This window comes from Mesorhizobium sp. M7A.F.Ca.CA.002.05.1.1, from assembly GCF_003998335.1.
Taxonomy (GTDB): domain Bacteria; phylum Pseudomonadota; class Alphaproteobacteria; order Rhizobiales; family Rhizobiaceae; genus Mesorhizobium.
Genome location: NZ_RZQI01000961.1, coordinates 1 through 2193, shown reverse-complemented (window position 1 = coordinate 2193; position 2193 = coordinate 1). Strand labels below are relative to the sequence as shown.

Here is a 2193-nt window from a genome sequence, read left to right as displayed (position 1 = left end):
TTCTGTGTCCGCGCGATGTCGACGAAGCGGTCGGGATCCTGCGACTGATGCATTCGGATCGCCTCGGCCTTGACGTCGGCATGGGCGGAAATGTCGACATAGTGCGTCGGCGAAAAACCGGTGCCGCCCATCGTGTCGGCATGCAGCACCGGGACGGCGAAAGACGCCGCGATGCGCACGCCGTCCGACAACGCGCGATGGTCGGCGTGATAGTCGTTGGGCGCATGCGTGATCACCAGATCCGGGCCGGTTTGACCAATCAGTGCTTTCAGAGCTCCGATCAGCGCTGCATCGGCCACCAACTCGCCGTCCGGGAAGTCGAGGAAGCGTGGCATTGCGCCTACCAGCGCAGCCGCGGCCGTTGCTTCATCGCGACGGACACGAGCGAGAACAGCGGGATCACTCGTGCCGCCCCTGGCACCATCCGTGGCCATGGCAAAAGTGAGCTCTGCGCCTTGCGCGGCATAGGCGGCCATCGTACCGAACATGAAGATCTCGATGTCGTCCGGATGGGCACCGAGCGCCAGGATTTTCAAATCACTCTCTCCCCGGAACTGGAACAACGTGACGAACGGAATCCTGCTCGCCCTGATCGCCTACGCAAGCTATTCGGGCAGCGATGCCGTTGTCAAAAGCCTGGGCGGTCAACTCACGATCTTCGAGATCGGCTTTTTCATAACTTTGTTCGCGGGCTTCTTCCTATTCTTCACGCGACCTGCGGGCGAACGCTGGCGCGATTTCTGGCGCACCAAAAGACCATGGGCGGTGCAGGCGCGCGCCTGGGCGGGCATCGCTTCCGGCGTGCTCAGCGTCTACGCCTTCACCACCATTCCTCTGGCCGAGTCCTATGCGCTGATCTTCCTGGCGCCGCTCTGCGTCACCATTCTCTCCACGGTGATCCTCAAGGAGAAGGTCGGCCCCTGGCGCTGGCTGGCGGTGGTCGCCGGTTTTGCCGGCGTCATGCTGGTGGTGCGGCCTGGCTTTCGCGAACTCAATCTCGGCCATCTTGCCGCCTTCGGCGTTGCTTTCCTCGCGGCCACCAGCGTCATCCTGATGCGCTCGCTGGCGCAGCAGGAAAAGCGCACCACCATGCTCGGCGTGCTGGTCGGTTGCGGCCTGCTGTTCAACGGCATCGGTGCCGCCGCCACCGCCTTTACTGTTCCCAGCGGAAAGCAGTTGCTGTGGCTGGCAATGGCCGGTGCCTTCACCGCGGGTGGACAATTCCTGCAGCTGCTGGCCATGAAATACGCGCCCGCCAACCGCGTCGCGCCGACGCATTATTCGCAGATCGCCTGGGCGGTGATCCTCGGCGCGTTGTTCTTCCGGGAATATCCGGACGGGCTGTCGCTGGTTGGCCTGGCGGTCGTTGGCGGCGCCGGCCTTTTGACCATGGTTCGTGAGGAAGCGCGGCTGGGCACCGTGCGCTGGAACCCGTTTTCGCGCACCCGGCTTTAAACCGACTCTGGTTGCGCCTTGGCCGTAACCGCTGATATGCGGGCGCCATGACCACAAAACCCCTGCCGGAGCTTCCTGTATCCGCCGTGCTGCCGGCGCTGACGGAAGCGCTCGGCGATGGCAACAGCGCCGTGCTGGTGGCGCCGCCGGGCGCCGGCAAGACGACGCTGGTGCCGCTGGCGCTGCTTGACGCGCCTTGGCTCGGCGCTGGCAAGATCATCCTGCTTGAACCGCGCCGGCTCGCCGCCCGCGCCGCCGCCCGCCGGATGGCTGAATTGCTTGGTGAGGAACCTGGCGCCACCGTCGGCTATGCCATGCGCATGGAAAACCGCATGTCGGCAAAGACCAGGATCGTGGTCGTCACCGAAGGCGTGCTGGCGCGCATGATCCTCGACGATCCCGAACTGCCCGGTGTTTCGGCTGTCATTTTCGACGAATTCCACGAGCGCTCGCTCGACGGCGATTTTGGTCTCGCTCTGGCGCTCGACGTCCGAGGGGCGCTCAGGCCGGATCTGCGCTTGGCAGTGATGTCGGCGACGCTCGACGGCGCGCGTGTCGCCAAACTCATGTCGGGCGCGCCGGTCGTCGAAAGCGAGGGTCGCGCCTTCCCCGTAGACATCCGGTATGACGAACGCCCCGCCGGCATCGCCATCGAGGACGCGATGGCCAAGGCGATCCGCGCTGCCCTTGCCGACGAGAGCGGCAGCGTGCTTGCCTTCCTGCCCGGCCAGCGCGAGA

At 65.1% G+C, this 2193-nt stretch carries 3 protein-coding genes; 2 read left to right on the top strand and 1 reads right to left on the bottom strand.

The window, feature by feature from the left end; translation table 11 throughout:
* On the bottom strand, positions 1 to 536 hold a 536-nt coding region (locus tag EN939_RS31170; protein WP_164751378.1), incomplete at its 3' end, for a PIG-L deacetylase family protein.
* A gap of 28 nt (positions 537 to 564) precedes the next feature.
* On the opposite strand from EN939_RS31170, the gene EN939_RS31165 reads away from it, so the two are divergent.
* Complete coding sequence (locus EN939_RS31165; protein ID WP_127271454.1) at positions 565 to 1455, top strand: DMT family transporter; 891 nt, start codon at positions 565 to 567, stop codon at positions 1453 to 1455.
* 47 nt (positions 1456 to 1502) lie between these two features.
* Positions 1503 to 2193 (top strand): DEAD/DEAH box helicase (locus tag EN939_RS31160; protein ID WP_127271452.1); only part of this gene is annotated, 691 nt, incomplete at its 3' end.